The sequence below is a fragment of the Sphingomonas sp. CROZ-RG-20F-R02-07 genome, from assembly GCF_022662335.1.
Taxonomy (GTDB): Bacteria; Pseudomonadota; Alphaproteobacteria; order Sphingomonadales; family Sphingomonadaceae; genus Sphingomonas.
In genome coordinates, this window is sequence record NZ_JAKNQJ010000001.1 from 634,124 (window position 1) to 661,121 (window position 26,998).

The following is a 26,998-nucleotide window of genomic DNA, read 5'->3' on the forward strand; positions in this document are numbered from 1 at the left end:
AAACCACTGATGGCGCACATCCTGTTGATCGAGGACGACCCCGGAACCGCTGAGGAGATCATGCTCGAGCTTGCGCGAGAAGGCCATCGCACATCTCACCATATGTCTCTCGGCGGAGGCGCCGCGGTCATGCAGGACCAGACGGTCGACCTGATGATCGTCGACCGCCAGTTGCCCGATGGCGAGGGGCTCGACCTGATTTCCAGGCTGCGTGGCGAGGGTCGGCGGACGCCGGCGCTGGTGCTGAGCGCGCTCGGCACGCTCGACGATCGCGTCCGCGGCCTGCGTGCGGGTGGAGACGACTATCTTCCGAAGCCATTCGCGCTCGTCGAACTCGTGGCGCGCGTGCAGGCGCTGCTTCGCCGCCCGGACGATGCCCGTGTCACCCGACTGATCGTCGGACCGCTCATCCTCGACTTGCTTGAGGGCACCGCCACCCGCACCGAGCGACCGCTCGATCTGCTTCCACGCGAGCTGAAACTGCTCGATTACATGGCGCGCCGGCCGGGGCAGGTCGTCACGCGCTCGATGCTGCTGCGCGACGTCTGGGGTTACACCTTCGAGCCCAACAGCAATGTCGTCGACGTCCATATGGGTCGGCTGCGACGCAAGGTCGACGCGGAGGGTGAAGCGCCGCTCCTGCGAAACGTGCGCGGCCAGGGCTATGTCTTCGATGTTCCGGTCTGATCCGATCGCGCGCTCGACATGGCGTTGGGGCGGTGCAATCGCTGCGCTTCTCATCGTCCAGTCGGTTCTTCTCGCCGGACTTTTCTGGTGGCTGGCACTCGACTCCCATGTCCGCGACGCCGAGGCAGATTTTCGCGCCGACTGCCGCTCGCTGGCCGGCATGCCAGCCGCGCACCGCATCGAAGAAGTGGAGGAGGCGCTGGGTCGCGACATCCACCGTCAGCGCTTTCTCGCGCTGTTCGATCGCGAAGGCCACCTCGTGGACGGAAACGTCGCGAAGCTGCCGGACGGGGCGCCGATCCACGGCTCGGCGGTGATGACGGTGGTCCCGACCCGGCTGCCGGGCAAACGGATCGACGTCGCACGGCTCGTCCTATGCCCCATGGGCGATGGCGAACGTCTTTTGACCGGCGTCGATCTCGACGACGCCGAGCACGCCAACCAGATCGTCGAGCGCGCCCTCGCCATCGCGCTCATACCCGGGCTGCTCCTCGCGATGGCGTTCGGCCTGCTCGCCGGCACGCGCGCGGCGCGGCAGGTCGATGCGGTGCGGCAGCTCGCAAGCAAGATCATCGTCGGGGATCTCGACCAGCGCCTGCCGGTCGGCCGGCGCCCCGATAGCTTCGGCCTCCTGTGCGAGCAGATCAATCTCATGCTCGACCGACTGCAGCTGCTGATCGCGGAGGTCCGCGGCATCGGCGACGACATCGCCCACCAGCTGCGGACGCCGCTGACCAGACTGCGCGCGCGGCTCGAACGTGGCCTGCGAGACGCCGATGAGCTCGCCTCGTTTCGGGAGGTGGCCGACAATGCGCTGGCCGAGGTCGACGCGCTGCTCTCCGTGGTGGCGGCGCTGCTGCGCATCCGGGAGCTGGGCGACGACGCCCGCCGCAGTCGCTTCGGCGCCGTCGACCTCGCGCGTCTAGTCGAGGACGCCTGCGACCTGCACCGGCCGAGCGCCGAGGACCGCGGCATCGACCTGAGATGTGAAATCGAGGGCGCCCCCATGGTCGAAGGAGACGCGGATCTGCTGATCGAGGCGGTCTCCAACCTGCTCGACAACGCGTTGAAATTCGGTCCGCCCGCGGGAGAGGTCAAGCTGCTGCTGCGATGCATCGGACCCGCGCCCATCATCACGGTTGCCGATCAGGGCGAAGGCGTACCTCTGGCCGAACGTCCGCTCGTAACCCAGCGCTACTACCGCGCACGCCACGATCGCGCAGGCGCGGGCCTCGGCCTCAGCCTCGTCAAGGCGATCGCCGATCTGCACGGGTTCGGGCTCGCTTTCGCCGATCACGGCAGCGCCGTCTCGATCATTTGTTCGTCCGAGCCGTTCCAAACGAAATCTGAATGACCGCGCCTGGAAAAACCTGGGCCCCGAACAGCCGAGCCGCCGAGGGCGGTGCTTTGATGGGCGCTCCCGCGATCTGGCGTCCTTCGTCTCGGCCGCCAGGCAGGCCGATGGCCATGCCGAGACCTTCAGCGCGTGACAACGGCGCTGACGTTCCGCCCATTCCTCTCTGTCGAAACTCTCGCTTAACATCGTCTGGCCGGCCCTTGGGAAGGTCGCTGATGCAAGCGCAGGAAAGCGGCTCGTTTGGGAAGAACAGAACGGGACCTGTTAATCGGCGGTTCCTTGATTCGAGCCCAAGTGCGGCCACCATTTCTTTCACTAAAGCCTGCCGCGCACGTGTTGGGGATGTACTCCAGGCCCGTGCTGCGCGCTTGCCTAACGCGGCTTCACCCCGATCTCCCGCTCGTCCGTGTCGTAGAGGACAGACCATCGAAAATAGGGCGCGAAGCCGAGCGACAGGCGCGTGTCCCCGTCTCGCCGAGCATAGAAAAGGCCGCTTGCCTGGTCGCGGCGGCCGATCGTCACCGCAATGCTCCGTGTCGCGGCACCCGATCCCACGCTGATCGTGGCCGGCGTGCCGTTCGCCCATGGGCGGAACGGCGCGTCGCGCAGCACGCGCAGGCCGGCCGCTCCGCTGTCGAAAAAGGCGCGTCCGCAAATCCTTTGCGGGCCCACCAGGCAGCCGGGCGTCGTGCCGTCACGGTCGACCGCGATCCGCGCATAGCCTGCGATCTCGGCGTCGGTCGGGTTCAGCACGATGCGCCCCTGCTCGGTCGCCGAACGCGGCAGCTCGACGATCCAGCGCCGGATGCCGAGTTGCGCGAAGGGATTGTCGATCTCGTCGTGTTTCAGCCGGATGCCCAAGATCGCGGCGAAGCCCTGGCCGGCAATACCGTCGCTCTGGATGCCATAGGTGGACAGGACCGCGCGAGCTGCCGGACAGTCGGGGTGAGCGGGCGTGCAACCGATGGCGGCGATCCGCATCAGCTTAACGGGGCCAGCGATCGGCCCGGCGGCGACGGGCACGACGACCGCCTCCCCCTCGATCGCGGTTCCCACATCATAGCGATAGGTGACCTTCGGGCCTGCCGGCGTATCGGTCCTGCCACCCAGCCCCCGCGGGAGCACGCGCAGACCCGTCGACCCGGTGTCGATGCCGACCTCCACCGATCGACCGTCGATCGTCAGCGTGGTCGCGAACCGCCGATCGCCGTTCGGAAGCGCGACCAGCCGAACCGGCAGCTCGGCGCGCTGGGCCGATGCCGGCGGAGACGCCACCATGATCGCCGCGAACACGATCCGCTTGATCACAGGCCCCTCCTCTACCCGCCGCTCACCATTCAATGCCGATCTTGCCGAAATGCGCCGCGCTCATCTCGTAGCGGAACGCATCGGCGAGGCGTTCCAGCGGGAAGCGGCGGTCGACCACGGGCCGGATCGTAGCACCGTCGAGCGCGCGCACGAAATCCTGCTGCTCGCGCCGGCTGCCGACGATGAGGCCCTGCAGACGGGCCTGTTTCCCCATCAGGGCGGCGGTCGGCACCTCGCCGCTCGCGCCCGTCAGCACACCTATCAGCGAGATGTGACCACCCACGCGCACCGCCGCAATCGACTGCGCGAGCGTGCCCGGGCCGCCGACCTCGACGACATGGCCGACGCCGCGGCCGCCCGTCCAGTCGTACACCGCGGCGCCCCAGTCCGGTTGCGTGCGGTAGTTGAGCACATGATCGGCGCCCAGAACGCGGGCGCGTTCCAGCTTTTCGTCCGATGAGGAGGTGATCGCCACGGTCGCGCCCATCAGCTTGGCGATCTGCAGCGCCCATATCGACACACCGCCGGTTCCCAGCAGCAGCACCGTGTCGCCCGCCTTCAGCCGGCCATCGACGATCAGCGCGCGCCACGCCGTCAGGCCCGCCGTCGTGATCGTCGCCGCCTCCACGGCATCATAGCCCTTGGGTGCATGCGTGAACGCGGTCGCCGGCCGCACGACGAATTCCTGCGCGAAGCCGTCGATGCCGTCGCCGGGCGTGCGGGCGAAATCCCCGATGGTCGGCTTGCCGTCCTGCCAATCGGGGAAGAAGCACGACACCACCAGGTCGCCGCACGCGAACTCCGTCACCCCCGCGCCGACCGCCTCGACGATCCCCGCGCCGTCGGCGAGCGGGATGCGCCCGTCAGCGGCGCCCATCTTCCCGGTCGCCACGCCGAGATCGTGGAAGTTGAGCGAACTGCCATGCAACGCCACCCTGATCTCGCCCGCGCCGGGGCTTCCCGGATCGGCGCGGTCCTCCGCCAGCAGCCGATCCAGGCCGATCGGTGTGCGCAACGCCATTGTCTTCATGCCAGGCTCCCTCGATACGGTGGCCAAACGCGCGAAAGGACCTGATCGTCGCAGCCGCGCGCGGATAGCCGAACGACGGTCGCGGGAAGAAACGGGCTTCGACGATGGGGCGGACATATCGCCTCGACGGGCGTCGCGCCCTATACCGTCGCGCACCCGAGGAGAAACCATCGTGAACCTGTCCGACGTTCTGGTCCCCACCTATGCGCAGATGTTGGGGGCGCTGTCCGCCTGGCTCGGCAAGGCCGAAGCGCAACGGCCCGGCGGCGAAGCCGAAGCGCTGCTCGTCGCGCGTCTGGCGCCCGACATGTTTCCGCTCTCCACCCAGATCCGCTTCGCGTGCGTGCAGGCGCTCGAGGGCGTGTTCCGGCTGCGCGGCGAACCTCTGCCCGACACGGCGGCGGTGCTGCGCGACGAGGGGCGGAATGCGGCCGAGCGGCCGGGAACGATCGCCGAGGCGCAATCACGGATCGCGGAGACGCTCGCCGAGGTGAAGGTGGCGTCGATCGATCACGGCCGATGGAACGATCCCGCGGCGGCGGTCGAGCTCGCCTTGCCGCAAGGCCTGATCTTCGACCTGACGGCCGAGCAATACTCACGCGATTGGGCGCTGCCGCAATTCTATTTCCACGTCATGGCCGCCTATGCGATCCTGCGTGCGCAAGGCGTGGAACTGGGCAAGGCGGACTATGCCGCGCATATGTTCGCCCATCTGCGGCCGGGATCGGCCCCAGCGCAATAAACCTGTCGCGGCCACGCTCGCCGGGCGAGACGTGGCCGCGCGGGCATCAGAACGTCATGCGGCCGCCGAGCGACAGGACGACGGCATGCGCGTTCTGCAGTTCGCCGTTGGTGAGGATCGGCGTCTGGGCGGCGGTTCCGGGATAGGCCGCCGTCACGCGGTCGATCGACGCATTCGAGAAATCGACATAATTGGCGGCCGCATCGACGGTGAAGCGGCGCGTCAACTGATAGGAAGCACCGGTGCCGTAGTTCCAGCGGTTGGCGTCGGGCACGCGGGCGTCGCGCAGGCCGTCCTGCGTCGGCGTGATCGCGCGCTGCACGCCCGCACGCCAGGTCAGGCGCGGCGTCACGGCATAATCGAACCCGCCGGCCATGCTCCAGCTGTTGCGATAATTTTCCGGGATCGCCTGGTTGATCGGCGCACCGAGCGCGATCGTGTCGAACTTGTCCCAGGTGTAATGGATATATTGGGCGTTGAGCGTCAGCCGGTTGGTGGCGCGCAGCCGGCCGCCGAGGATCACCTGCGCGGGCGTGCTGAAGCGCGCTTCAATACCGGACAGGCTGGCGTTCGACGCGGCGAGCGGGCCGACCAGACCGGAAATGGTCAGATCGCCCTTCAGCGTGTGGCGGATGGAGGATTTGTAGCTGAAGCCGATCGTAACGACGTCGTTGTGCATCTGCGCGCCGGCCGTCCAGCCCACGTCCCAGCCCGCGCCTTCCAATTGCTGCTCGCCATCGGGTAGCGAGGCGAGCACGTTGGGCAGCGCATTGCTGAGGCTGGCATAGCTATGCTCGACATTCACGCCGCCGCCGATCCGCAGCCAGTCGGTGGGCGCGATGCCGATCGAAGGCTGGATGTCGAAGGTGAGCAGCTTGGTGCGATCGGCGGTGTAGCGCGCCCAGCTTGACGCCTTGTAGTCCGTGGTGAAGCTGAACGGCGACGTGATCGCGAGCCCTATCGCGACCCGGTCGCCGAGCGGGAAAGCGATCGCGCCCGAAGGCAGCACGCCGTTGCTGATCGGGTTGCGCGAAATCGTGTCGCCGCCGATGGGCGCGAAGCTCTGGCCCGGACGGCGGATCAGCGTGCCGCGGTCGACCACGTCGCCGTGCGGCAGGATCGCCGCGGCGCTGAGCGCCACTTCGGCATCGGTCTGCCCGGCGATAGCGGCGGGGTTCCACCACAGCGACGAGGCGCCGGTGTCGGCCACTTCGCCCGAAAAGGCGCGGCCGGCGGCGCGGGCGGACTGTTCCTGGAGGTAGAAGGCCTGCGCATGTGCCGCGCCCGACATGGCGAAGGCGGAGGCGGCAGTGGCGCCGAGCAGAACGAGCTTGGTGGGGGACATGGGGCGATCCTGTTTGCGGGATAGGTGAAAGGGGAAACGGCGACGAATCAGCGCACGCGCGTCCAGGTCTGGGTCTTGCAGAAGGGCACGAAGACGCAGCCGCGCACCTTCAACTGGTCGGCGCCGAGCGGCGTCACCTTGGCGCCGTAGGTCTTGCCGTCATCGGCGTTGTAGATCGATCCGCCGCTCCAGGCGTCGCCGTCGCGCGTGAAGCCGCTGAGGAATTGCAGGCCCTTGATCGGGCGGTTGCGCAGCGCGGCGTTCGCATTCTTGGCATCGCGCAGGTCAGGCTGGGTCCGCAGCAGATCGGACGTGACGATGCGGCCACAGATCGACGGGCCGCAATGCGTGATCTCGACGATCGCGTTGTGAGTCTCGGTCTTCCAATGGCCGATCGCGGTATCGGCACCGGCGGGTGGCGCGGCGGCCAGCATCAGGCCCATCATGACGGATCCGATCATCATCCTCTCCTTCTTCCCCCACCCAAACCGGGCGGGATGGTGAAGCGCCGTATCTGTACGGTCGCGATCTGCGTCAGCCATTAGACCAAAGCGTGCACTGGCTGACCTATGCGGCAAGCAATTAATCCGCGAACCGCTCGCGTCAAGCGCCTTGTGTCTCGGGGATCACCGGGCATCTGCGCGGATGCCCGGTGATGTCGGCGTCGATGGGTGTCAGTTGCGCAGCGGCTTGCCCGTCGTGAGCATCTGCTTGATCCGCGCCTGGGTGCGCTCGTCATGGATGCTCGCCATGAACTGCGCGCGTTCCAGATCGAGCAACGCCTCCTCGCTCACCGTATCGACCAGATCGGCGTCGCCGCCGGTCAGCACCTGTGCGAGTCGTTCGCCGACCACGCCGTCATAGGCGGTCGCGATGCCCCGCGCCTGGAAGCCGCGGACCACGTCGGCGATCCCGGCGCGACCGCTTTCGCCGGGCAGACGATAGCCGGGCCTGGCGGGTGGCGCATAGCCTTCCACCAGCGACAGCGCCTTGGCCTTGGCGTCCGCCAGCAGCCGGTCGCGGTTCATGGTGATGCCGTCGCCGCCGCGCAGGATCATCATCTCGCGCGCTTCGGCGGCGGATTTGGCGACCTTGGCGGTCGACACCATCTCGAACACCTTGGCGACCGCGGGCATCGGCCCCTTGGGCATCATCGGCGAACGCGCGAACCGGTCGAGCATCTCGCCATTGCCGCCCCATCCGGGGATCAGCCCCACGCCGCACTCGACAAGGCCCGCATAGGTTTCGGCATGCGCCTGGATCGCGTCGGCATGGAGCAGCACCTCACATCCGCCGCCCAGCGCCAGTCCAGCGGGCGCCGCCACCACCGGAAAGGGCGCGTATTTCAGCGCCTTCATCGCCTGCTGGCCACCGGCGACCGATTGCTCGATCATGTCCCACAGGCCGCCCGCCACCGCGAACATCGCGACGCCGAGATTGGCGCCGGCCGAGAAGTTCGTCCCCTCGTTGTAGATCACCAGGGCGCGGAATCGCGCGGCGACGAGCGGGATCGCTTCGCCGATCAGCGCCATGATCTCGCCGTCGAGCGCGTTCATCTTGGTGGTGAATTCGAGTGCCGCGACGCCGTCCCCCACGTCCCACAGCGCCGCCGAGCCGTTCTTCAGCAGCGGCTGTTCGCGCAGCTTCACGTCCTCCAGCAGCACAACGCCGTCAGCGCGGCGCAGATCGGCATAGTCGCCGCCGGTCGTCAGATATTGGCGGCGACCATCCTCCACGCGGTAGAACGGGCGCGTGCCCGCGGTATCGAGAATCGACGGCACCGCCCTGCCCTCGGCGCGCAACCGCGTGGCGAGCATGCCGCCGCCCAGCCGGTCGATTAGCTCGAACGGCCCATATTTCCAGTTGTAGCCGAGCTTCATCGCGTCATCGATCGCAACGATATCGTCCGCCGCCTCACCGACGAGCATCGCGGCATAGGCGAGCGTCTTGCCGAGCACCTCCCAGGCGAACTGCCCGACCTTGCCGGGTGCGTCGATCAGGGCCGCCAGGTTCTTTTCCGCCGCGGGCGGCAAGGCCGCCGGCTCCGCCTGCGCGCGGTAATCGCCCGATGCGAGGTCGAGCGCCTGCTTCACGCGGCGGCCGTCCGCCTGTTTGTCGAGCCGGTAGAAACCGCCCTTGCCCTTGCGACCCGTGAAGCCGTCCGCGATCATCCGGTCGACGAGCGGCATCGGCCGCACCGTCTCGAAATAGGGATCGCCCGCGGGCAGCGTGGACGACAGGCTCTTCGACAGCAGCGGCATCAGATCGACGCCGACGAGATCGACCAGCCCGAAGATTCCGGTCTTGGGCACGCCCATCGGCCGGCCGCCGATCTGGTCCGCCTCCTCGACGCTCAGCCCTTGGTCCATCGCCGCATTGATCGCGACCGCCAGCCAATAAGTGCCGATGCGGTTGGCGATGAAACCCGGCGTATCCTTGGCAGGAACGATGCGCTTGCCCATCGCGCGATCGACGAACGCCTCCACCCTGCCCGCCACCACCGGATCGGTGTCCGCGCCGCGGACGATCTCGATCAGGCGCATATAGCGCGGCGGATTGAAGAAATGGGTGATGAGGAAGTCGCGCCGGAACTGATCCGAGCGCCCCTCGACCAGATGGCCGAGCGGGATGGTCGAGGTGTTGGACGAGACCGCCGTGCCCGGACGCTTCAGCGTCTCCAGCCGCGCATAGAGCGCCTGTTTGATGTCGAGCCGCTCGACGATCGCCTCCACGATCCAGTCGCATTCGGCGACGCGGTCCAGATGATCGTCGATATTGCCCGTCTCCACGAGCTTCGCCGCGGCCTTGGACATGAACGGTGCGGGCTCGGTCTTGAGCATTCGGGCGACCGAGCCCTTGGCGACCGCGTCGCGATCCGGACCGTCCTTCGCCGGGATATCGAGCAGCAGCACGGGCACGCCGGCATTGGCCACCTGGGCCGCGATCCCCGCGCCCATGACGCCGGCGCCGATCACGCAGACCTTCTTGATGACATCGGCCATCACACGCGCTCCAGCACGGTGGCGATGCCCTGCCCGCCGCCAATGCACTGGGTGGCGAGCGCATAGCGGCCGCCCTCACGCTCCAGCAGGGCGGCGGCCTTTCCGACGATCCGCGCACCGGTGGCGCCGAGCGGATGGCCGATCGCGATCGCACCGCCATCCAGGTTGATCGTGCCGTCCTTAAGGCCGAGATCGCGGATGCAGGCGATCGCCTGGCTGGCAAAGGCCTCGTTGATCTCGACGATGTCCAGATCGCCGGTCGCGATGCCGGCGCGCGCCAGCGCCTTTTGCGAGGCGCTGATCGGCCCCAGCCCCATCGTCTCGGGCGCGATGCCCGACACGCCGACCGCGACGATCCGCGCGAGGATCTTCAGGCCGTGGCGCTTCGCGAAATCCTCCGAGGTGACGAGCACCGCCGATGCGCCGTCGGTCAGCGGCGACGACGTGCCGGCGGTCACCGTGCCCTCCTGGTCGAAGGCGGGCTTGAGCCCCGCCAGCCCCTCCGCGCTGGTGTCGGGGCGGATCGTGCCGTCCTCGCTCACCACGCCGGCCTTGGTCGTGATCGGCACGATCTCGTCCGCCAGGCGTCCGTCGCTGCGCGCCGCCGCGGCCTTGTGCTGGCTCGTCACCGCGAACGCCTCCTGCTCGGCGCGCGTGATCTGATAGTTGCGCGCGACGTTCTCGGCCGTCTCGCCCATGCCCATATAGGCCCCGGCGTTCTTCTTCGCGAGCGCCGGGTTGGGCAACGGATTATAGCCGCCCATCGGCACGCGGCTCATCGATTCGAGGCCGGCGCAGATGAACGCCTCGCCCGCACCGATCCGGATCTGGCCCATCGCGATGTGGATCGCGCTCATCGACGATCCGCAGAAGCGGTTCACCGTCATGCCGCCGACCGACAGCGGCAGATCGGCGAGCAGGCCGATCATCCGCGCCACGTTCAGCCCCTGCTCGCCTTCCGGGAAGGCGCAGCCGAGCACGATATCCTCGATCTCGGCGGGATCGACGCCGGTGCGCTCGATCAGGCCGCGGATCACCTGCGCGGCGAGGTCGTCGGGCCGCACGCGGGCGAGATCGCCCTTGCCGGCGAGGTGGAAGGGCGAGCGGGCATAGCCTGCGATCACGACGTCGGTCATAAGATCCTCTCGATTGGCACGCCGGCCTCTGGGCCTTGCGATGTGCCGTAAAGGTGCACTAGTTCCCGTATAGGGAAAGCGCCGGGCCTCATCAAGATGGCCGGACGCGACATGACCGGGAGAGCGAGCATGAATGACGGGATCGGCGAGCCGGCAACGGGCCATGGGCAGGACGGATCGGCGACGGGCATTCCACTCGCCTTCGTGCCGCGGCTGCTGACCGACCTGCTCGACCATACGGTCGCGCGCTTTCCCGAACGCGCCGCGATCGACTTTCTCGGCCGGATCACCCGCTATCGCGAGCTGGGTGAAGCGGTGGATCGCGCCACCGCAGGGCTTCAGGCGCTGGGCGTGACGAGGGGCACGCGCGTGGCGCTGTGCCTGCCCAACCTGCCTTATTATCCGATCCTGTTCTTCGCGACGTTGCGCGCAGGCGGCACGGTGGTGAACGTCAATCCGCTCTATGTCGAACGCGAGCTGCGCCATTTGCTGGTCGATTCGGGTGCGTCGGTGATCGCCACCTGCGACATTCCCGAACTTCATGCGCGCGTCACCAAGGTGGCGGCGGAGGTAGGCGTCGCCCATGTCGTGACCTGCCCGATCGCGGACGCGCTGCCGCCGCTCAAATCGATCGCCTATCGCCTGTTCAAACGGCGCGAGATCGCGCGGGTTCGCCGCGACGCACGGCACGCGCTGTTCGCCGATCTGCTGGCAGGGGACGCCAAGGCGGCGCCGGTCGTGGTGTCGCCCGAGGCGGTGGCCGTCCTCCAATATACCGGCGGCACCACGGGGCTGCCCAAGGCGGCGATGCTGAGCCACGCCAATCTCGTCGCCAATGCCGACGCCATGGTCGCCTTTGTCGGCGGCGAGCGGACGGAGCCGGACCGGGTGCTGGGAGTGTTGCCGCTGTTCCACGTCTTCGCGCTCACCACGGTGCTCACCTTCGCGATCCGTGCCGGCGCCGAGATGCTGCTGTTGCCGCGCTACGATCTGAAAGCCACGCTCGCGCTGATCGCCCGGCGCCAGCCGACCTATTTTCCCGCCGTACCAACGATCTATGCCGCGATCGCCGAGGCCGCCGAGACGCAGCCGATCGACTTGTCGGCGATCCGCGCCTGCATCTCGGGCGGCGCGGCGCTGCCCGCCGAGGTACGAAGCGCGTTCGAGGCGCGCACCGGCGCGCGGCTGGTGGAGGGCTATGGCCTGTCGGAAGCCTCGCCGATCATCACCTGCAATCCGATCGACGGCGCGAACCGGCCGGGATCGGCGGGCCTCCCCTTCCCCGGCACCACGATCGAGATCCGCGACCGCACCTATCCCCAGATGCTGCTGCCGCGCGGGGAAAATGGCGAGATCTGCGCGCGCGGGCCGCAAGTCATGAGCGGCTATTGGCACCAGCCCGCCGAAACCGAAGGCGCCTTCGTCGACGGCGCGCTGCGCACCGGCGACGTGGGCCATCTCGATGCCGACGGCTATCTGTTCATCGTGGACCGGATCAAGGATCTGATCCTGTGCGGCGGCTACAACGTCTATCCGCGCGTGATCGAGGAGGCGCTCTACGAGCACCCTGCGGTCGCCGAAGCCGTCGTGATCGGCGTTCCCGACCCCTATCGCGGCCAATCGCCCAAGGCGTTCGTGACGCTCCATGCCGCTGGCACGGTGACGGGTGAAGCGCTGCGCGATTTTTTGCGTGACAAGGTCAGCAAGATCGAGCTTCCCCGCAGCGTCGAAATCCGCGACAGTCTCCCCAAGACGTTGATCGGCAAGCTTTCCAAGAAGGAGCTGGTCGAGGAAGAGACCGCAAGAGCGGCAGGCGGCTGACACGAGGGGAGAATGGGTTGGACCAGGCCGAGACCGAATTGCGCGGCATCCAGGAAACGGCGGATGCGCTGGGCATCACGACGCGGACGCTGCGCTTCTACGAGGATCGCGGGCTGATCGCGCCGCACCGGATCGGCACCGCGCGTGTCTATACCCGGCGCGAGATGGCGCGGATGCAATTGATCCTGCGCGGCAAGCGGCTGGGGTTTTCACTGCGCGACATCCGCGAGTTCCTCGATCTGTACGAGGCCGATCCGCAGCATGTCGAACAGATGCGCGCGCTGGCGGAGCGCTGCCGCCTGCGCATCGGCGAGCTGGAGAAGCAACAGAGCGCACTGCTCCAGACGCTGGGCGAATTGGGCGAAATCGAGCAGCAGGCGCTGGAGCGGATCGTCGCCCACGTCCAGCCGGCGAAGCGCGCCGCCGGCTGAGCGTGGGCGCGCCTAGCGCGGGAGACGTTACCTGGACCCGTTCGCCCCAAGCTTGTCGAAGCCTGTCCTGAGCTCCCCCGAAGGGGACCTGTTCAGACTGCGAGGGCGCGTGCGGAGAGCGCGGTTCGCTAAGCTCAGCACGAACGGAAGAGAAACTGGATCAATTTAACGTCATGCCGTTCTAGATTTGCCGCTCGGGCAATGCGGCGGTGGGCTTGGCGCCCCAGACCGCGTAGAACAGCACGTACAGCTCGCACGCCGCGGTCAGCAGGAACGACGCCTGGAGACCGTAATGGTCCGCGAGCCAACCCTGTACGATCACCAGCGAACCTCCGGCGATCGCCATGATGAGCAGCCCGGCGCCCTCTTCCGTCAGCGGCCCCAGACCCCGGATGCCCAGCGTGAAGATCGTCGGGAACATGATCGAGTGGAAAAGCCCGACCGAGATCAGCGCCCACATCGCGACATGGCCGGTGGCGAAGCTGGCGACCAGCATCACCGCGCACGCGCCCACGCTGGCCAGCGCCAGCACGCGCTCGGCGGGCACGGTGCGCATCACATAGCTGCCGAGCAGACGCCCCACCATCATCCCGCCCCACAGGATGAAGAGATAATGCGACGCCTGTTCGTGGGTGAGGTTGCCGATCTGCGGCTGGCTGACGAAATTGATGAACAGGTTCGCCACGCCGATCTCGGCGATCAGGTATATGAAGATCGCCGGGATGCCGAACACCAGATTGCGGTGCGCCCAGAGCGACTGGCCGCGCCGCTCCGCCTTGGCCGCACGCTCGGTCGCCGCGCCCATCGCCGGCAGCGGAAAGCGGGCGATCACGACCGCGAGCACGACGAGAATGCCGGCCACGATGAGATAGGGCAGCACGACCGATTGCGCGTCGGCCAGCCGCTCGGCCGGCGTCAGCGCGGCAGCGCCCGCCACCGCCGTGCCCGACGTCGATCGGCCGAGGATCAGATAGCCGCCGAACAGCGGCGCCAGCGTCGCACCCGCCGAGTTGAACGCCTGGACGAGGTTCAACCGCGACGACGCGGTCTCGGGCGGCCCCACCACCGCGACATAGGGGTTAGCCGCGACCTGAAGCAGCGTGATGCCGCTGGCGATCACGAACAACGCGACGAGCGTCACGCCATAGGAGGGGATGCGCGCGGCGGGCACCATCAGCAGCGCGCCCCCAGCCATCAGCGCGAGGCCGAACACCATCGATCGTTGATAGCCGATCCGCTCGATCAGCTTGGCCGAGGGGATGGAGGCGAAGAAATAGGCGATAAACCACACGCTCTCGATCAGCGTGGTCTGCGTGTAGCTCAGGTCGAACACGCTGCGCAGATGCGGCAGCAGCGTGTTGTTGATGACCGTGATGAAGCCCCACATGAAGAACAGGCTGGCCAGCAGCGTCAGCGCCGAGCGATAGCTTGGGCCGCCCGCCGCTTCGCTCGTCGCCGCGCCGGTAAGCCCGATCGGTGTTGCCATGCCCTGATCCTCTTTTTCTATACCGTATCGGCACCCAAAGGTCTGCCGCACAGCTTGCCCTCGTTGTTCTTGTCGGACTATATAGGATCGAACGGCCCGTCAACGGGGCCGACAGTCAGCAAGGGTGGGGTGCATGCGAAGAATGAGCAAGCTGGGATCGGCGATGATCGCCTTGGTCTCGTCGATTGCGGCGCACGGGATCGCCGATGCCGCCGAGGCCCGGCGCGAACCGGCGGGAACGCTGAAGGACGGTGCGGCGGTCGAGGCCGTCACGCTCACCAACGCCCACGGCGTCAGCGCGCGGATCCTGACCTACGGCGCCACGCTGCAGGCGCTGATGGCGCCCGATCGCCAGGGCCGGGTCGCCGACGTCATGCTGGGCTATGACGATGCGTCCTCTTATGCCGAGCATCCCAATTTCTTCGGCGTGACCGTCGGCCGCTACGCGAATCGCATCGCCGGCGGCCGCTTCACGCTCGATGGCAAGACGTATCAGTTGCCGCTGAACGACAAGACGAACTCGCTGCACGGCGGCGGCAAGGGTTTCGACAAAACGCTGTGGCGGATCGCGTCGGTGAAGAGCGGGGCGAACGCCAGCGTCGTGCTCACGCATCGCAGCCCCGATGGCGAGTCCGGCTATCCGGGCAATCTGGACGTCAGCGTCACCTATTCGCTCGACGAAGCCGGCGCGCTGACCATCGCGTTCGAGGCCAAGACCGACAAGCCGACGATCGTCAACATGACCAACCACGGCATCTTCGACCTGGCGGGCGAAGGCTCGCCGGATGGCGCCACAGGGCATCGGCTTACGATCCCGGCGCGAGCGATCACGCCGGTGGACGCCCGCCTGATCCCGACGGGAGAGCTGCGTCCGGTCGCTGGTACGGTGTTCGATTTCCGCACGCCCCGCCGAGTCGCCGACGGCATCCGCGACGGCCGCGATCAGCAGATCCGCTACGGCCAGGGCTACGATCACAATTTCGCGCTCGACAAGGGCCTGACCGCGACACCCGAACTGGCGGCGCGACTGGAGGACCCGCAATCGGGCCGCGTGCTCGAAGTGCTGAGCACCGAGCCCGGCGTGCAATTCTATACCGGCAATTTTCTCGATGGCACCTATCTTGGCAAACATGGCCATCTCTATCGGATGGGCGACGGCATCGCGCTCGAGCCCCAGAAATTTCCCGACGCGCCCAATCAGCCGAACTTCGTTTCGGCACGCGTCGATCCCGGCAAGCCTTACCGGCATGTCATGATCTACCGCCTCTCCACGACCCGCTGAAAGACACTTCGATGAACGATGCTCCCCGTCTGCGCAGCCGTGCGTGGTTCGACAATCCCGACAATATCGACATGACGGCGCTGTATCTGGAGCGTTATCTGAATTTCGGGCTCAGTCTGGAGGAGCTTCGGTCGGGCCGGCCGATCATCGGCATCGCCCAGACGGGCAGCGACCTTTCGCCGTGCAACCGCCACCATCTCGTGCTGGCCGAACGCGTGCGCGAGGGCATCCGCGAGATGGGCGGCATCGCGCTCGAATTCCCCGTCCACCCGATCCAGGAAACGGGCAAGCGTCCGACCGCGGGGCTGGATCGCAACCTCGCCTATATGGGGCTGGTCGAAACGCTCTACGGCTATCCGCTCGATGCGGTGGTGCTGACGATCGGTTGCGACAAGACGACGCCCGCCTGCCTGATGGCCGCGGCCACCGTGAACATTCCGGCGATCGCGCTGTCCGTCGGGCCGATGCTCAACGGTTGGCACAAGGGCGAGCGCACCGGCTCGGGCACGATCGTGTGGAAGGCGCGCGAGCTGCTCGCGACGGGCGAGATCGACGAGGCGGGTTTCATCAAGCTCGTCGCCTCGTCCGCGCCGTCCACCGGCTATTGCAACACGATGGGCACGGCCACCACGATGAACAGCTTGGCGGAAGCGCTGGGCATGCAGTTGCCGGGCTCGGCCGCGATCCCCGCGCCGTATCGCGATCGGCAGGAGGTGGCCTATCACACCGGCCGGCGGATCGTGGAAATGGTACACGAGGATCTGAAGCCCAGCGACATCCTGACGAAAGAGGCGTTCCGCAACGCCATCGTCGTCAATTCGGCGATCGGCGGATCGACCAACGCGCCGATCCATCTGGCCGCGATCGCGCGTCACATCGGCGTCGACCTGCCGATCGATGACTGGCAGACGCATGGCCACAAGGTGCCGCTGATGGTGAACCTGCAGCCCGCAGGCGAATATCTGGGCGAGGATTTCTATCGCGCCGGCGGCGTTCCCGCGGTGGTGAGCGAACTCATGCGCCAGGGTCTGATCCACGAGGATGCGATCACCGCCAACGGCAAGAGCATCGGCGACAATTGCCGCGAAGCGACGATCGAAGACGAAAAGGTGATCCACCGCTTCGCCGAGCCGTTGAAGGAGGAAGCGGGCTTTATCGTGCTGCGCGGCAATCTGTTCGACAGCGCGATCATGAAGACGAGCGTCATCAGCCCCGAATTCCGCGCCCGCTATCTTTCCAATCCGGACGATCCCGATGCATTCGAAGGGCCCGCGGTCGTGTTCGACGGGCCGGAGGATTATCATCACCGGATTGACGATCCGTCGCTCGGCATCACCACCGATACGTTGCTCTTCATGCGCGGCGCGGGGCCGATCGGCTATCCGGGCGCGGCCGAAGTCGTGAACATGCGGCCGCCCGCCTATCTGATCCGCGAGGGGGTGCATGCGCTGCCCTGCATCGGCGATGGCCGGCAATCGGGCACGTCGGGCAGCCCGTCGATTCTGAACGCCAGTCCCGAAGCGGCGGCGATGGGCGGCTTGGCGCTAATCCGCACCGGCGACCGGGTCCGCATCGATCTGGGTCGCGGCAGCGCCGACGTGCTGATTCCCGATGACGAACTGGCCGAGCGGCGGCGGGCGCTGACCGCGACGGGCGGCTATGCCTATCCCGCCTCGCAGACGCCGTGGCAGGAGATCCAGCGCAGTGTGGTCGGCCAGATGCAGGACGGCGCGATCCTCGAAGGCGCCGAGAAATACCAGCGCATCGCCCAGACGATGGGCCTGCCGCGCGACAACCACTGACACGCATCCGCCGGGTGACGATGCATGTGCCACCCGGCGGCTTGCGGACCCCGACGGGGCGTGTAGGGCGCGCGGCATGACGAACCCTCCCCCCTTCGCGCTCGGACTGGATTTCGGCACCACCAACACCGTCGCCGCGGTAGCGCGCGGCGGGGTCGCCGAACTCGTGGCGCTGACCGGGCCGGATGGCGAGCCAGAACCGGTCTTCCGCTCGGCGCTCTGCTTCTGGCAGGATGACGACACCCGCGGCGGGATCGCGGCGGAGGGCGGCCCCTGGGCGATCGCGGAATATCTCGCCGATCCGGGCAGCAGCCGATTCCTGCAATCGTTCAAGTCGGTCGCCGCCAACGCCTCGTTCGAACATGCGAGCGTGTTCGAACGCCGCTACCGGTTCGAGGAGCTCGGGCGGCTGTTCCTCGACAAGATGGCGGCGCGCGCCGGCGGTCTGCTCGACGGCGGCGCGGCGCGCGTCATCGTCGGGCGGCCGGTGACCTATGCCGGCCATCGCCCCGACGAAGCGCTGGCGCGCGAACGCTATGGGGCGATGATGGCGGGACTCGGCGCCGAGATCCATTATGTCTACGAACCGATCGGCGCGGCGTTCAGCTATGCCGCGCGCATCACCGAACCCGCCACGATCCTGGTCGCCGATTTCGGCGGCGGCACCAGTGACTTCTCGGTCGTGCACATCGCCAAGCCTGGCGCGGCGCGGCGCTGCATCCCGCTGGGCTCGGCCGGCGTCGGCATCGCAGGCGACCGGTTCGACTATCGGCTGATGGACCAGCTCGTCCTGCCGCTGCTCGGCAAGGGCGGCGGCTATCGCTCGTTCGACAAGGTGCTGGAGATCCCCGGCGGCTGGTATGCCGATTTCGGCGACTGGTCGCGGCTCGCGCTGATGCGCAACCGGCGGACGCTGGCCGAACTGGAGACGCTGCGCCGCGCCGCGATCGATCCTGCCGCGATCGGGCGAATGATCGCGGTGATCGAGGGCGAACAGGGCTATGCGCTCTACGATGCGGTGAGTGCGGCCAAACGCGCGCTTTCGACGGGCGAGGACGCACGCTTCGCGTTCGAAGGCGGCGGTCTTTCGATCGAGGCCGGGGTGACTCGCGCACAGTTCGAGGCGTGGATCGCGCCCGACGTGGCACGGATCGAGGCGGCGGTGGACCGCGCGCTCGAATCGGCGGGCATCGGGGCCGCGGCGATCGACCGGGTGTTCCTAACCGGCGGCACCTCGCTCACGCCGCGGTTGCGCCGCCTGTTCGCCGAGCGGTTCGGCGAGGAACGCCTCGCGAGCGGTGGCGAACTCACGTCGGTGGCGCATGGCCTCGCGCTGATCGGCGAGCAGAACGACGTCGCCGCCTGGGCCGCATGACCACAAGAGTTCGCAACGCCGGCACCCCATGGCGCGTGGCGCGTTGAACGGGCACAGGAGCCTCATGACCGCCACCGATTTCGCCGACGTGCAGCAGCACGCAGCCCCCGATACCAAGCGCGAGGCCTCGATCGCCGCCGCACCTGCGCTCCGCCCGCAGGAGCCTTATGCGCGCGACGAACTGCTCCACGAGATCTTCGATGGCGTGGCGCGCGCGAACCACGCGTCGGTCGCACTCCAGTTGCTCGGCGCGGACGACGAATATGGCCGCCGGGATCACTGGACCTATGGCGACCTACGCCAGCGCAGCCTGGGGCTCGCGCATCACCTGCGCGGGCTCGGCATCGGGCGCGGCGACCGCGTCGTCATCTGCCTGCCGCGCGGGCTCGATCAATATATGGCGATCCTCGGCGTGTTGTGGACGGGGGCGGCCTATGTGCCGGTCGACTGGGGCTACCCCGCCGACCGGATCGATTATATCGTGGGCGACAGCGGCGCGGCGTTGACGCTCACGCTGTCCGATCGCGTGGCCACGATCCCCGGTGCGACGCTCGCGATCGACGCCGCACTCGGCGATATCGCAGCGGAACTGCCCGAGGGGCTGACGCGGGCCGACACCGGGTCGGAACCGGACGATCTGGCGTACATCATCTACACCTCGGGCACGACCGGCCGCCCCAAGGGGGTGATGATCCGGCACCGCAACGCATGCCATCTCGTCCGCTGCGAAAGCGCGATCCTGGCGCTGGAGCCGAGCGACATCTGCTTCGGCGGGTTCAGCCTTGCCTTCGACATGTCGGTCGAGACGATGTGGACCGCGTTCTTCGTCGGCGCGCGCGTGATCGTGCCGACCGAGGCGCTGGCCAGCAGCGGGCCCGACATCGCCGTCGCGCTGGACGCCGCGGGCGTTACCATCTGGCACGTCGTGCCCTCGCTGCTCGCGCTGGTCGAGCATCCCTTGCCCAGCCTCCGCTTGCTGAACATGGGCGGCGAGGCCTGCCCGCCCGAACTGCCGCGGCGCCTCGCCCGGCCCGGGCTGCGGCTGCTCAACACCTATGGCCCGACTGAGACGACGGTCACCGCGACTTGGACCGAGCTTCAGCCCGGCCAGCGGATCACGATCGGCAAGCCGCTTCCCGGCTATACCGCGTGGATCATCGACGAGGCGCTGCAGCCGGTACCGGCGGGCCAGGAGGGCGAGTTGATCCTCGGCGGCCCCGGCGTCGGCGCCGGCTATGTCAACCGGCCCGACCTCACCGCCGAAAAGTTCGTCATGACGCCGTTCGATGGGCTGTCGGGCGTGCCCGAGCCGGTCTATCGATCGGGCGATCTCGTCCGGCTCGATGCCGCGGGCGACATCGATTTCGTCGGCCGGATCGACACGCAGGTGAAGATCCGCGGCTTCCGCGTCGAACTCGCCGAGATCGAGTCGGTCATCGGCGAATGGCCGGGCGTCGCGCAGACGGTCGTCCAGCTGTTCCGCGACGATGACGGCGCCGAATTCCTGGCCGCCTTCCTGCTGCCGCGCGGCGACGAGGCGATCGATCTCGCCGGACTGCGCGACCGCGTGAAGGAACGCCTACCGGGCTATATGCGCCCCGCCGCCTATCAGCTCCTCCAGGCGTTCCCCACCCTGCCTGCCTCGGGCAAAGTCGATCGCAAGGCGCTCGTCCGCCCGCAGGTGGAGGCGAGCGCCGATCATGTCGTGGTCGCGCCCTCCACGCCAATGGAGGCGAAGCTCCACGCGATCTGGGCCGCCGCCTTTTCGCCGCAACCCGTCTCGGTGACGGACGATCTGTTCGACGATCTGGGCGGCCATTCGCTGAAGGCCGCGCGGCTCGTATCGTCGGCGCGCAAGGTGTCGGGCCTGGAAGGCCTGTCGCTGGAGGATCTCTACGCCGCCCCCACGATCCGCGCGCTGGCGCTGCGGATCGGTGGTGCGGCGCCCGTCGCGGTGCTGGACGAGACGAGCTTCCCGCGCGTCGGCGCCTGGACGCGGCGGCTGTGCGTCGCCGCGCAGACCGTCGCGCTGCTGCCGATCTTCGCGCTGGCGGGGCTGCAATGGTTCTTCCCCTATGTCGCCTATACCTGGCTGGCGGCGACCATGCCGCGGCTGGAGGCGCTGGCGATCAGCGGGCTGTCGTTCGTGCTGATCCCGATCGCGGCGATGCTGCTGTCGATCGCGGTCAAGTGGATCGTGATCGGCCGCTACAAGGCGGGCGATTATCCGCTTTGGGGCGGCTATTACTTCCGCTGGTGGCTGGTGCGCCGCGTGATCGGCGCCACCGCCACGCCTTATCTGGCGGGCACGCCGATGATCCGCGGCTATTACCGGATGCTGGGTGCGAAGATCGGGCGCGGAGTCCATATCGGCACGGGCATCATCGATGCGGCGGACCTCATCTCAGCGGGTGACGAGTCGATCATCAGCGATCAGGCGGTGCTGGCGACGAGCGCGGTGGAGCGCGGGCTGCTGCGGCTCGGCACCGCGACGATCGGCGCGGGCGCGTTCGTCGGATCGATGGCGGTAATCGGACGCGATGCGGCGCTGGGCGACGGCGCGGCGCTCGACGAGTTGTCGTCGCTCGCCGCCGGCGCCACGATCCCGGCGGGCGAACGCTGGGCCGGATCGCCCGCGCATCGGAGCGATCATGCGCCGAACCATGCCGACACGCCGCCCGCCGGCGCGCGCGGGATCGGTCCGGCGATCGGGCTGTTCGTCGGCGCGCTGTTGCTGCCCCTCGTCGCCATCCTGCCGATCGCGCCCGGGCTGATCGCGCTGATCGAGATCGACTGGGCGACGGCGGGCTATACCTATGAGCTGCTCGCGCCACTGCTGGCGGCCACCTATGTCATCATGATGTGCGTGCTGACGGTGGCGGCGAAACGGCTGATCCTCGGCAAGGTGCGGCCCGGCGCCTATCCGCTGCGAAGCTGGTTCTATGTCCGCTACTGGTTCGTGCAGCAGGTCAACGATCTGGCGCTCCGCCTGCTTCACCCGATCTTCGCCACGCTCTACGTGATCCCCTGGTATCGCGCGCTGGGCGTGAAGATCGGGCGGCGTGCGGAGATCTCGACGGCAAGCGCGATCGTGCCCGATCTGGTCGAGATCGGGGCGGAGAGCTTCATCGCCGATTCGGTGATCTTCGGCGCGGCGCGGATCGGCCGCGGCACGATCAATCTCGCGCATACCCGGATCGGCCGGCGCAGCTTCATCGGCAATTCCGCCCTGCTGCCCACCGGCACCGCGATCGGCGACGAGGTGCTGATCGGCGTGCTCTCCAAGCCGCCCGCCGACCCGGCCCAGGCGCTCGAGCCCGGCAGCACCTGGTTCGGATCACCGCCGCTCCAACTGCCCGTGCGCCAGGTGAGCACGATGTTCGACGAGGGCGCGCGGTTCAATCCGTCACGCCGGCTGATCGCCACGCGGCTGGCGATCGAGGCGGTGCGGATGACGCTGTCGCTCACCGTCTTCCTCGCGCTGTTCAGTCTGTTGCTCTCGGTGGTGGGCGATATCAGCGACATGGATCATGGCGGGTTGTTGATCGTGGCGAGCTTCCCGTTCCTCTATGTCGGGTTCGCGCTGGCGTGCGGTGCGTTCGTGCTGGCGCTGAAATGGATCGTCATGGGCCGCTACCGCGTCACCACGGCGCCGCTGTGGAGCACCTTCGTGTGGCGTACCGAGCTGGTAACCGCGACCTATGAGAATCTGGCGGTGCCGAACCTGCTGGAGCCGCTGCGCGGCACGCCCTGGCTGCCGCTGTATCTGCGGCTGATGGGCGCGAAGATCGGCAAGCGCTGCTATATCGATACCACCGATCTGACCGAACATGATCTCGTCCATGTCGGCGACGATGTGGCGCTGAACGACTTCGCCGGGCTGCAGACGCATCTGTTCGAAGACCGCGTGATGAAGGTCGGTGCGATCCGGGTCGGCGACCGAGCGACGATCGGATCGCTCGCGATCGTCCTCTACGACGCGGAGCTGGGCGCGGACGCGCAGCTCGGCGATCTGTCGGTGGTTATGAAGGGCGAGACGCTGCCGGCGGGCACGAGCTGGGAGGGCAGCCCCGCGCAGATCGCCGCTGCGGGGTGATCCCCGTCTGGCATGACGGGCCGCTCGCCACGCTCGTTCCCGGTCGCGGCCTCGTGGTCTGGAGCGTGGCAACGCGTACCGATCCGGGCATCGTGCCCAGCGCCGAGGATCTGTCCGACGCGGCGCGGGTGACGGACGGCGCCGGGCGGCTCGCCAGGCGACTGCTGGCACGCGCACTGGTGAGGCACGTCGCCGGGTGTGCGTCGGATGCCGTGACGATCCGCCGCGACGCGCATGGCGCACCCATCGTCGTCGCGCCCGCCGGCTGGTTCGTGAGCCTGTCCGGGCGCAGTGATCGGGCCCTGATCGGCGTCGCCCGCGTGCCGGTCGGCGTTGATCGCGAACCGCTGGCCTGTGGTGACGTCCCATGGGACATGTTGACGCCCGACGAGGCGGCGTCGCTTCAGGCGCTTCCGCCAGGTTCACAGTCCGCGGCCTGGCTGACCCGCTGGACGATCAAGGAAGCGCACGCCAAGCTCGTCGGCGAACCACGGCGAATCGCTCCCGAGGCGGTCGCGACGCATGTCGACCAAGCCGGCCATGGCGGCGCGACGTTCGAGGGGCGGTCCGGGAGCTGGACGCGGATCGCGTATCGCGGGGTGGAAACCGTCGCGATCTGGCAGGATGGGGTGCGTGGCGGCCTCGCATCGCCTAATGGCGCGACATGACCCGCATCGATATTTGCCCCTATGTCGAGTCCGATCGCGCGGCGGCGCTCGCGATCTTCGATTCCAATCTTCCCGAATATTTCGGACCCGGCGAACGCGAATGGTTCGGCGATTCGCTCGACGAGCTCGACGGCCCCGCCTTCGTCGTCACCGTGGACGGCACGCCTGCCGCGTTCGGCGGGTATGAAATCTGGGACTATTATGACAAGGCGCTGCTCTGCTGGGGCATGGCGGCGCGAGCGCATCACAAGAGCGGGCTTGGCCGCCTATTGCTCTTCGAACGTCTGCTGCGGATCGCGCGCGAGGATTCACCGCGCACCCGCTACGTCACGGTCGATACGTCGCCACTCGTGTCGCCCTTTTTCCAGCATTGTGGGTTCGAACTGAGCAGCGTCTGGCCCGGCGGTTATCGCTCGGGGCTCGACATGCACGAGCTCCGCTACGACCTGTCGGCCACGACGGAGGCAGCGCTGGTCGCCGCGCGCGATGCGGCATGGGCGCGGGCCGAAAGCCGGCTCGCGCCCTGATCGCTTACCAGAAGTCCGCAGGGTTCGGGCTCGGCGCGTTGCACGCTGCCGGGTGGCCCTTGTGGCAAGCCTCGACCTGCGCGCGCCAAGCCATCATGGCATCGGCATAGGCGCGCTGCTGGTGCGCATAGACGCGTGCGTCGTTGGCGGCGATGCGATGGTTCGCCATCACTGCCTGGCGGTATGCCGCCATGTCCTGATCCGCGCTGCCCTGGACCGCGGCGTTGACCGCGTCCGTCGCGGCGGCCTGTTGCTGGCTCTGCGCCGCGGAGACGGCATTGGCCGCTGCCACGCCGGGCGCGCCGGCGGGCTGGGCATGACCCGTATTGTCGGTGTCGCTGACCTGCTGCGCGATCGCGCCGGTGGAGAGTAGGGCGGCCGATGCGAGGCCGAGAAGAAAGATGCTTTTCATGATCGCCATCCTGTGTTGATCCATGTCGCGCCAAACGGCCGAACCGGCCTTAGCGTTCCGGATCACGCCATGGCGTCGAGTAGCGTGTCGAGCTTCACACTGGCGAAGGTCGCGAAATTGTCGGCGACGCCATAAGGGAGCAGCAGCGTGCGATCGTGAACCAGCGCGCCGCAGCTATAGACGACGTTCGGCACATAGCCATCGCGTTCCTTGGGGCTGGGATGGACCAGGGGCAGCGTCATCCGCTTCAGCACCTTGGACGGATCGTCCTTGTCGAGCAGTGCCGCCCCCATGCAATAGGTGCGCACCGTGCCGACGCCGTGGGTGAGCACCAGCCAGCCCTCTTCGATCTCGATCGGCGAGCCGCAATTGCCCATCTGGACGAACTCCCACGGCCATTTGGGCGTGATGAGCTTCTCGCCCGTTTCCCAGGTGTAGAGATCGTCGGACATGAGCAGCCAGACATTCTCGTTGTCCTGCCGCCCCAGCATCGCATAGCGACCACCGATCTTGCGCGGAAACAGCGCCATGCCCTTGGACTGCGCGGCGGCACCCTTCAGCGCCCGCATCTCGAAATTGCGGAAATCCTGCGCGTGCAGCATTTCGGACCGCGCGGCGCTGCCGCTGAACGCGGTGTAGGTGCCGAGATAATGGACCTCGCCGTCATCCTCCACGAAGCGGACCATGCGCAGATCCTCGATCCCCTGCCGCTGGCTCGGCGTCACCGGGAACAACACCGTCTCCGACGGATCCTCGCTGCCCTCGCAGCGGATGCAGACGACGGTATCCTCGCCATCGCCGTTCGCCGCCAGGATCTGCGGCGCGACGACCGTGTCGCTGACACGGTCGATCGTCACCGTTCCGTCGGCCGACCAGACACCCGTGCGGAAGGTGACCGATGAGACATGGCCCTCGCCGATCCCGCGCAGCGACATCGCAAAGCGAAGAGCGCCCTCGGGAACGCCGGACTGGTCGGTGGCGGGAACGATGCTCGGGTTGAACAGCGCCGCCGCTTCGAACGAATATTCCTCGGTGAAATAGGCACCGATCAGCAGCTTGTGATCGCGGTCCAGCGTGTCGGGATCGATCGTCAGCCCCTGCACCTCGTCGAAGCGGCGAAGCAACACCGCCTCGACATGGCGGTGGCGGCTGTTGAGCGCCCCCACGACTCGCTCGAGCTCGAACGCCAGATCCGCCGCGTCCAGCGTCATGACGCGATCGACGATCCGCTGGGCACGGCTATGCCCCTCCACGCGGAAGCCGTCCGGATCGGACAGATCGAACGGCCGAAGCACCGTGCGCGACGGATCAGGGCGAAGGATCACTTCGAGATGGGTCATGATGTCGGTGCCGGGCATGCGCGCTCCTGCAGGAATGAGGCGGATCGAAACGGATGGTTCAGTCGCGGCGTCCGGTCGCGAGCTGATCGCGGCGGCCCTGACCCTGCCGCTCGAACATCCAGCCGGGATATTCGGGTGGCAAGGCGCTCACCGCGTCGAGCGTGGCCAGATCGTCCGCAGAGAGGACCAGATCAACCGCGCCCAGATTGTCGACGAGCTGCTCGGGCTTGTTCGCGCCCACGATTACGCTCGTCACCGCCTTCTGATGGAGCAGCCAGGCCAGCGCCACCTGCGCCACCGAAGCGCCGTGCGCCTCTGCGATGGGACGGATCGCGTCGATCACGTCGAAGCCGCGATCCTTGTTCACCGGCGGGAAGTCGAACGCCGCGCGACGCCCTTCCCCGCCCTGCTGATCGCGCGCATATTTGCCCGAGAGGAAGCCGCCCGCGAGCGGGCTCCAGACCATCAGGCCGACGCCTTCGGACGCCATCATCGGCACGAGTTCGCGCTCCAGATCGCGCCCGGCGATGGTGTAATAGGCCTGGAGCGAAGCGAAGCGGTGAAGACCCAGCCGTTCGGAGATGCCCAGCGCCTTGGTAATCTGCCACGCCGCCCAGTTGGAGACGCCAATATAGCGGACATGGCCATGTTCGACGAGCGTATCGAGCGCCCGCAGCGTCTCCTCGATTGGAGTCGCATCGTCGAAGCCGTGGAGCTGGTAGAGATCGATATGATCGAGCTGGAGCCGCTTGAGGCTTGCCTTGCAGGCGTCGATCAAGTGATAGCGGCTGGACCCGCGGCCGTTCTGGCCCGGCGCCATCTGGCCGAACGCCTTGGTAGCCACCACGATCTCGTTCCGGGAGATGCCGAGATTCTTCAGCGCCTGCCCGGTGATATCCTCCGACGCCCCTTCCGAATAGACGTTCGCGGTGTCGAGGAAGTTGATGCCGCCGTCGATAGCGGACTTCACCAGCGCGTCGGCCTGATCCTGGCCGAGCGTGCCGATCTTGCTCCACATCTCGCCCTTGCCGCCGAACGTCATCGTGCCAAGGCAGAGTTCGGACACGAACAGGCCGGTGCGGCCAAGGGTCTTGTAGCGCATGATGGTTCCTCGCGACGTGCAGGTTGCGAGCGCTCAACGCGCGGACGGG

Annotated in this window: 21 protein-coding genes; 11 read left to right on the top strand and 10 right to left on the bottom strand. The window is 67.6% G+C overall.

Going from position 1 to position 26,998, the window contains the following annotated elements; translation table 11 throughout:
* Positions 1-9 precede the first annotated feature (9 nt).
* Both L8H00_RS03140 and L8H00_RS03145 read left to right on the top strand, forming a co-directional pair.
* The gene (locus L8H00_RS03140) at positions 10-687 is read left to right on the top strand and encodes a response regulator transcription factor (protein ID WP_277924263.1); all 678 of its coding nucleotides are present in this window, start codon (positions 10-12) and stop codon (positions 685-687) included.
* Positions 674-2,041, top strand: a complete 1,368-nt coding sequence (locus L8H00_RS03145; RefSeq protein ID WP_242095753.1) for a HAMP domain-containing sensor histidine kinase — start codon at positions 674-676, stop codon at positions 2,039-2,041. The genes L8H00_RS03140 and L8H00_RS03145 overlap by 14 nt, the downstream gene beginning before the upstream one ends.
* 375 nt (positions 2,042-2,416) lie before the next feature.
* Here L8H00_RS03145 and L8H00_RS03150 read toward each other — a convergent pair whose 3' ends face one another.
* Together L8H00_RS03150 and L8H00_RS03155 are read right to left on the bottom strand one after the other, a co-directional pair.
* Positions 2,417-3,352, bottom strand: a complete 936-nt coding sequence (locus tag L8H00_RS03150) for a hypothetical protein (RefSeq protein WP_242095754.1) — start codon at positions 3,350-3,352, stop codon at positions 2,417-2,419.
* A 22-nt stretch (positions 3,353-3,374) separates the two neighbouring features.
* A complete protein-coding gene (locus L8H00_RS03155) occupies positions 3,375-4,382 on the bottom strand; it encodes an NAD(P)-dependent alcohol dehydrogenase (protein ID WP_242095755.1) in 1,008 nt (335 codons plus the stop codon).
* A 172-nt stretch (positions 4,383-4,554) separates the two neighbouring features.
* On the opposite strand from L8H00_RS03155, the gene L8H00_RS03160 reads away from it, so the two are divergent.
* Positions 4,555-5,124 carry a DUF1993 domain-containing protein gene (locus L8H00_RS03160; protein ID WP_242095756.1) on the top strand — a complete coding sequence of 190 codons (570 nt, stop codon included), beginning with the start codon at positions 4,555-4,557 and terminating at the stop codon, positions 5,122-5,124.
* A gap of 46 nt (positions 5,125-5,170) precedes the next feature.
* Here L8H00_RS03160 and L8H00_RS03165 read toward each other — a convergent pair whose 3' ends face one another.
* The 4 genes from L8H00_RS03165 to L8H00_RS03180 form a co-directional block, all read right to left on the bottom strand.
* Positions 5,171-6,469 carry an outer membrane protein transport protein gene (locus L8H00_RS03165; RefSeq protein ID WP_242095757.1) on the bottom strand — a complete coding sequence of 433 codons (1,299 nt, stop codon included), beginning with the start codon at positions 6,467-6,469 and terminating at the stop codon, positions 5,171-5,173.
* Between the two features lie 47 nt (positions 6,470-6,516).
* Positions 6,517-6,927 (bottom strand): DUF2147 domain-containing protein, encoded by a 411-nt coding sequence (locus tag L8H00_RS03170; protein ID WP_242095931.1) that lies wholly within the window; start codon positions 6,925-6,927, stop codon positions 6,517-6,519.
* A 216-nt stretch (positions 6,928-7,143) separates the two neighbouring features.
* Positions 7,144-9,471 (bottom strand): 3-hydroxyacyl-CoA dehydrogenase/enoyl-CoA hydratase family protein, encoded by a 2,328-nt coding sequence (locus L8H00_RS03175; protein ID WP_242095758.1) that lies wholly within the window; start codon positions 9,469-9,471, stop codon positions 7,144-7,146.
* Positions 9,471-10,607 (bottom strand): thiolase family protein, encoded by a 1,137-nt coding sequence (locus tag L8H00_RS03180; RefSeq protein ID WP_242095759.1) that lies wholly within the window; start codon positions 10,605-10,607, stop codon positions 9,471-9,473. Before L8H00_RS03180 ends, L8H00_RS03175 begins: the two co-directional genes overlap by 1 nt.
* A gap of 129 nt (positions 10,608-10,736) precedes the next feature.
* On the opposite strand from L8H00_RS03180, the gene L8H00_RS03185 reads away from it, so the two are divergent.
* Together L8H00_RS03185 and L8H00_RS03190 are read left to right on the top strand one after the other, a co-directional pair.
* Positions 10,737-12,428, top strand: coding sequence for a long-chain fatty acid--CoA ligase (locus L8H00_RS03185; RefSeq protein ID WP_242095760.1), 1,692 nt, complete (start codon positions 10,737-10,739; stop codon positions 12,426-12,428).
* A gap of 17 nt (positions 12,429-12,445) precedes the next feature.
* Positions 12,446-12,859 carry a MerR family DNA-binding transcriptional regulator gene (locus L8H00_RS03190; protein WP_242095761.1) on the top strand — a complete coding sequence of 138 codons (414 nt, stop codon included), beginning with the start codon at positions 12,446-12,448 and terminating at the stop codon, positions 12,857-12,859.
* A gap of 181 nt (positions 12,860-13,040) precedes the next feature.
* On the opposite strand, the gene L8H00_RS03195 is transcribed toward L8H00_RS03190, so the two are convergent.
* On the bottom strand, positions 13,041-14,345 hold the full coding sequence (locus tag L8H00_RS03195) for a sugar MFS transporter (RefSeq protein WP_242095762.1): 1,305 nt from the start codon (positions 14,343-14,345) through the stop codon (positions 13,041-13,043).
* Positions 14,346-14,478: 133 nt separating this feature from the next.
* On the opposite strand from L8H00_RS03195, the gene L8H00_RS03200 reads away from it, so the two are divergent.
* The 6 genes from L8H00_RS03200 (at position 14,479) to L8H00_RS03225 (ending at position 24,095) form a co-directional block, all read left to right on the top strand.
* The gene (locus tag L8H00_RS03200; protein WP_242095763.1) at positions 14,479-15,627 is read left to right on the top strand and encodes an aldose epimerase family protein; all 1,149 of its coding nucleotides are present in this window, start codon (positions 14,479-14,481) and stop codon (positions 15,625-15,627) included.
* A gap of 11 nt (positions 15,628-15,638) precedes the next feature.
* Positions 15,639-17,429, top strand: a complete 1,791-nt coding sequence (locus tag L8H00_RS03205; protein WP_242095764.1) for an IlvD/Edd family dehydratase — start codon at positions 15,639-15,641, stop codon at positions 17,427-17,429.
* A gap of 76 nt (positions 17,430-17,505) precedes the next feature.
* Entirely contained in the window at positions 17,506-18,804 is a 1,299-nt protein-coding gene (locus L8H00_RS03210) for an Hsp70 family protein (RefSeq protein WP_242095765.1), read from the top strand.
* A gap of 64 nt (positions 18,805-18,868) precedes the next feature.
* Positions 18,869-22,900, top strand: coding sequence for a Pls/PosA family non-ribosomal peptide synthetase (locus tag L8H00_RS03215; RefSeq protein ID WP_242095766.1), 4,032 nt, complete (start codon positions 18,869-18,871; stop codon positions 22,898-22,900).
* Positions 22,897-23,568, top strand: coding sequence for a 4'-phosphopantetheinyl transferase superfamily protein (locus L8H00_RS18925; RefSeq protein WP_242095767.1), 672 nt, complete (start codon positions 22,897-22,899; stop codon positions 23,566-23,568). Before L8H00_RS03215 ends, L8H00_RS18925 begins: the two co-directional genes overlap by 4 nt.
* Positions 23,565-24,095, top strand: coding sequence for a GNAT family N-acetyltransferase (locus L8H00_RS03225; RefSeq protein ID WP_242095768.1), 531 nt, complete (start codon positions 23,565-23,567; stop codon positions 24,093-24,095). Before L8H00_RS18925 ends, L8H00_RS03225 begins: the two co-directional genes overlap by 4 nt.
* A gap of 4 nt (positions 24,096-24,099) precedes the next feature.
* Here the strand turns inward: L8H00_RS03225 and L8H00_RS03230 are convergent, their stop codons facing one another.
* The 3 genes from L8H00_RS03230 to L8H00_RS03240 form a co-directional block, all read right to left on the bottom strand.
* Positions 24,100-24,507 (bottom strand): hypothetical protein, encoded by a 408-nt coding sequence (locus tag L8H00_RS03230; protein ID WP_242095769.1) that lies wholly within the window; start codon positions 24,505-24,507, stop codon positions 24,100-24,102.
* A 62-nt stretch (positions 24,508-24,569) separates the two neighbouring features.
* Positions 24,570-25,865 (bottom strand): glycoside hydrolase family 130 protein, encoded by a 1,296-nt coding sequence (locus L8H00_RS03235; protein ID WP_242095770.1) that lies wholly within the window; start codon positions 25,863-25,865, stop codon positions 24,570-24,572.
* A gap of 40 nt (positions 25,866-25,905) precedes the next feature.
* Positions 25,906-26,949, bottom strand: a complete 1,044-nt coding sequence (locus L8H00_RS03240) for an aldo/keto reductase (RefSeq protein WP_242095771.1) — start codon at positions 26,947-26,949, stop codon at positions 25,906-25,908.
* Positions 26,950-26,998 lie beyond the last annotated feature (49 nt).